The 3,775-nt window shown below is 72.0% G+C and carries 4 protein-coding genes; 2 read left to right on the forward strand and 2 right to left on the reverse strand.

The window, feature by feature from the left end; all coding sequences use genetic code 11:
* The first annotated feature begins 121 nt into the window (after positions 1-121).
* The gene (locus DZG00_RS17160; protein ID WP_233550138.1) at positions 122-1,174 is read left to right on the forward strand and encodes a PASTA domain-containing protein; all 1,053 of its coding nucleotides are present in this window, start codon (positions 122-124) and stop codon (positions 1,172-1,174) included.
* A 74-nt stretch (positions 1,175-1,248) separates the two neighbouring features.
* Positions 1,249-1,686, forward strand: a complete 438-nt coding sequence (locus tag DZG00_RS13295; protein ID WP_147360007.1) for a hypothetical protein — start codon at positions 1,249-1,251, stop codon at positions 1,684-1,686.
* Positions 1,687-1,769: 83 nt separating this feature from the next.
* On the opposite strand, the gene DZG00_RS13300 is transcribed toward DZG00_RS13295, so the two are convergent.
* Both DZG00_RS13300 and DZG00_RS13305 read right to left on the reverse strand, forming a co-directional pair.
* Positions 1,770-2,258 carry a GNAT family N-acetyltransferase gene (locus tag DZG00_RS13300; protein ID WP_119381232.1) on the reverse strand — a complete coding sequence of 163 codons (489 nt, stop codon included), beginning with the start codon at positions 2,256-2,258 and terminating at the stop codon, positions 1,770-1,772.
* Positions 2,259-2,353: 95 nt separating this feature from the next.
* Positions 2,354-3,775 (reverse strand): MFS transporter (locus tag DZG00_RS13305; RefSeq protein ID WP_311135919.1); only part of this gene is annotated, 1,422 nt, incomplete at its 5' end.

Genomic DNA, 3,775 nt, shown 5'->3' on the forward strand with positions numbered 1-3,775 from the left:
CGCAGCGGCCACGGCGGCCGTCGCAGCCTCGCCGCAGGCGGACGCCGCGCGGAGCGCCCAGGCCGCTGAGGCAGCGCGCGAGAAAGCCATGCGGGCGGCGGAGGCAGCGCAGGCGAAGGCTGTGCGCGCTGCTGAGGCCGAGCATCAGCGGGCCGTGAAGCTCGCGCAGCGCGAGGCGGCGATGCAGGCGAAGGCCGCGGAGCGCGAGGCCGCGGCCTGGGAGAAGAGCGCCGGCGCGGCTGCGGCGACCGTCGTGATGCCGGTGCCGACGCGACAGCATGCGGTCGCGGCGCCGGTCGCTCCTGCGGCTCCTGCAGCGGTGCTCGCCGATACGCGTCCGGGGATGCACCCGGCGGCGACCTGGATCGTCGCGACCGTGGCCGCGCTCGTCATCCTCCTCAGCTCAGCGGGCGGCGGCTACCGCGGCATGTTCGTGTCCCTCGGCCTGGTCGCCCTCGCGGCCGCCTTGTACACGGTCGTCTTCGGGCGTCGCGGGTTCGTGCCCGCCCTGACCTCGCGTCCGCGCGGCACCGCTACCGCGGTCGGCGCGGTCCTGCTGCTGATCATCGGCGCGGCTCTGCCTGCGGGTGCTTCCGGGTCGGCTCCGGCGCCTGCGTTGGCCGCCGCCACGAGCGCATCTCCGAGCCCTACTCCGACGCCCACCGCGTCGCCGACCCCCGTGGTGCACGTCGTCGAGGACGTCAGCGCGAAGTCCGCGACTGACGCCCGCACGCTCCTCCGCGAGGCCGGCTACGTGGTCCAGTACGTGCTCGAGTCCGGCGTGGTGCCGAGCGTCACCGATGGCATGACCGTCAAGTCGCAGAGCCCGGTCGCCGGATCCCGCGTCGACACCGGATCCACCGTGACGCTCACTCTGCTGGCGCCCGCCCCGACGCCGACGCCGGAGCCCACGGTCGCGCCGACGGTGGCGCCCGCACCTGTCCAGCAGCCGGCCGCTCCTGCTCCCGCTCCCGCGCCCGTCGCACCTGCTCCCGCACCGGCTCCGGCCGCCCCGGCTCCCGAGCCGGCGCAGCAGACCGGGCTCATCATCCCCGGCGCCTTCTGCTCCAACGCCGACATCGGCAACGTCGCCCAGGCGGCGAACGGTCGCAGCTACAAGTGCGGCGGCAAGGGACCGGATGCCAACGGCAAGAACCACTGGAACACGATGTGACTGCTGTCGCAGCCGTCTCGTCGGGAATGTGGGCGACTTTTTGGCCCGACATCCTCGTCGCCACCATCGGAGCAATGCTCACCGTCGCCATAGGTCTGATCACCTATCTGGTCCAACAGCGCCGGTCTAATGAGCAACTCGTCAGGAACCTCGCCGATGACCTCGCCATGCGACGCGCATTCATGCCTATCTCGCCGTCCGTCACCTCACCGTTAGGCGACGATCCTGACAGGTGCCGTAAGAGCGTTCAGAGCGCACAAGCACAGATCGCTTTGATCAGGGATCAGATCGCTCCGGACCATCGGCTTCGCGCGCTCCTCCAGGAGATGGCAGCGTGGACACGCGAGTTCAAGAGCTTGAACGAGGCCGATCCCGAGCGTTGGCAGTTCGCTTTGATGGAGGTCCGTGGAGAGCTCGTCGTACGCCTCCGCGCCGTCGAGCGCGTCATGCGCTTGAAAGCGGGGTCCTTGCCTGATCCCGGCACGGCTGAGGTCTCACGTGATCGAACATGAGCCCCAGGGCGAAGACCGGGTGCTACGGCCTCACGATTAGATGCTGATTCCCGGGCTACCCCACGACGCCCGCCCGGGCAACCTCACCGCACCATCCGCACCGTGACCATCTCCGCGCCCTGGAACGTCTGCGTCTCCACCCCGCCATCCCGCGCGAACCCGTTGCGGCGGTAGAACGCCTCGGCGCGCGGGTTGTCGTCGGCCGCCCAGAGGTAGGCGGGGGAGTCGCCGACGGCCGCATCGAACAGGGCCTGGCCCGCGCCCGAGCCGTGTGCAGACGCGACCACGTTGATCGCGTAGAGCTGGAACGGGCGCGGTGGATCCTCGTCGCGCGCCGGTCCCGCGAGGGCGAAGCCGACGATGCGGTCGCCGTCGAGGGCGACGAACGGCGGCGCGGCGGACGAGGAGGCCAGCGTCCCGCGCCACTGCTCGGCGCGGGTCGCGACGTCGAGCCCGTTGAGGTAGGAAGCCGGCAGCAGGTGCGCGTACGTCTCCCGCCAGGCGCGGATGTGGACCTCGGCGATCCCGTCGGCGTCGTCGGGCACGGCGGGGCGGACGGTCGGCGCGGTCATGCCGACACGATACGGGCGGCGGGGATCGACGGACGAGCGCCGGACGCGACGAGGGGGTGGGACGTCTCCGCCCCACCCCCTCGACCGACGAGGTCCTAGCGCGCCGTCGCGCGCTCCCGCTCCCGGAGATCGGCGGAGACCGATGCGGGCACATCGGCGTCCGGAGAGGCCGCGGCCGCAACCGCCCGCCGCTCCGCGATCGCGTCCCTGGCCGGGTCCTTCGCCGCCAGCGCCGCCGCGATCGTCAGCACCGCGTAGAGGCCGATGTAGGCGCAGAGGATCCAGGGGGATCCGCCGCCCCACTGCAGGAACAGCACCGCGAGCAGCGGCGTAAGGCCGACGGAGAAGATGCTGCCGACCTGGTAGCCGAGCGAGACGCCGCTGTAGCGGACGCCCGTCGGGAACTGCTCGGCGAACCACGCGGCCTGCGGGCCGTAGATGGAGTCGTGGAAGACGTTCATGCCCAGCGCGAAGACGAGCGGCAGGAGCAGCAGCGGGCCCGAGTCGAGGAACGCGAAGAACGGCCAGATGAGGATCCCGATGCCGGCGGCGCTCGCGATGGTGAGGCGGCGGCGGCCGACCTTGTCGGAGATCCAGCCCCAGAGCGGCGTCGTCAGCACGCTGAGCGCCGAGACGATGAGCACCGCCGTGAGCGCGCTGCCCGAGTCGCCGCGCTTCTCGGCGAGGTAGGAGAGCGTGTAGACGGTGAGGATCGAGTAGAGCGCGGGCTGCACGAGGCGGAGGCCCGCGGTGATCAGCACGGCGCGCGGGTGCTTCCGCAGCACCACGCCCAGCGGGAAGCGCTCGACCTTCCCCGACTCCTTGATGTCGCGGAACTCGGCCGCGTCCTCCACGCGCAGGCGGATCACGAGGCCAACGCCCACGAGCACGGCGCTGAGGAGGAACGGCAGCCGCCAGCCCCACGCGAGGAACTGCTCCTCGCCGAGCGAGAAGCGCGTCGCCGCGAAGACGCCGGTCGCGAGGAGCATGCCGCCCGCGGATCCCATCTGCGTGAACGCGCCGAACAGGCCGCGGCGGTGAGCGGGGGCGTGCTCGACGGAGAGCAGCGCGGATCCGCCCCACTCGGCACCCGCCGCGATGCCCTGCACGAGCCGCAGGAACACGAGGCCGACGACGCTCGCGAGGCCGATGGTCGCGTAGGTCGGCAGGACGCCGATGAGGGTCGACGCGATCCCCATGAGCACGAGCGAGTAGACGAGCATGCGCTTGCGGCCGATGCGGTCGCCGAGGTGACCGGCGACGATCCCGCCGATGGGCCGGGCGAGGAAGCCGACGCCGTACGCGGCGAACGACGACAGCAGGCCGACCGCGGGCGTCTGGTTCGGGAAGAACTGGCTGCCGAACACGAGCGCGGACGCCGTGGCGTAGAGGTAGAAGTCGTAGTACTCGACGGTGGTGCCGATGAACGACGCGGTGAGGACGCGCCGTCGGCGGCGGGACACGTCGGCGGGGGCCTCGGGGCCGGCGGGCGCTGCGGGTGGCGGCGCGGTCGGGGC

Origin of the sequence: Clavibacter lycopersici (assembly GCF_003576405.1) — a bacterium.
In the GTDB taxonomy this organism is placed as follows: Bacteria; Actinomycetota; Actinomycetes; order Actinomycetales; family Microbacteriaceae; genus Clavibacter; species Clavibacter lycopersici.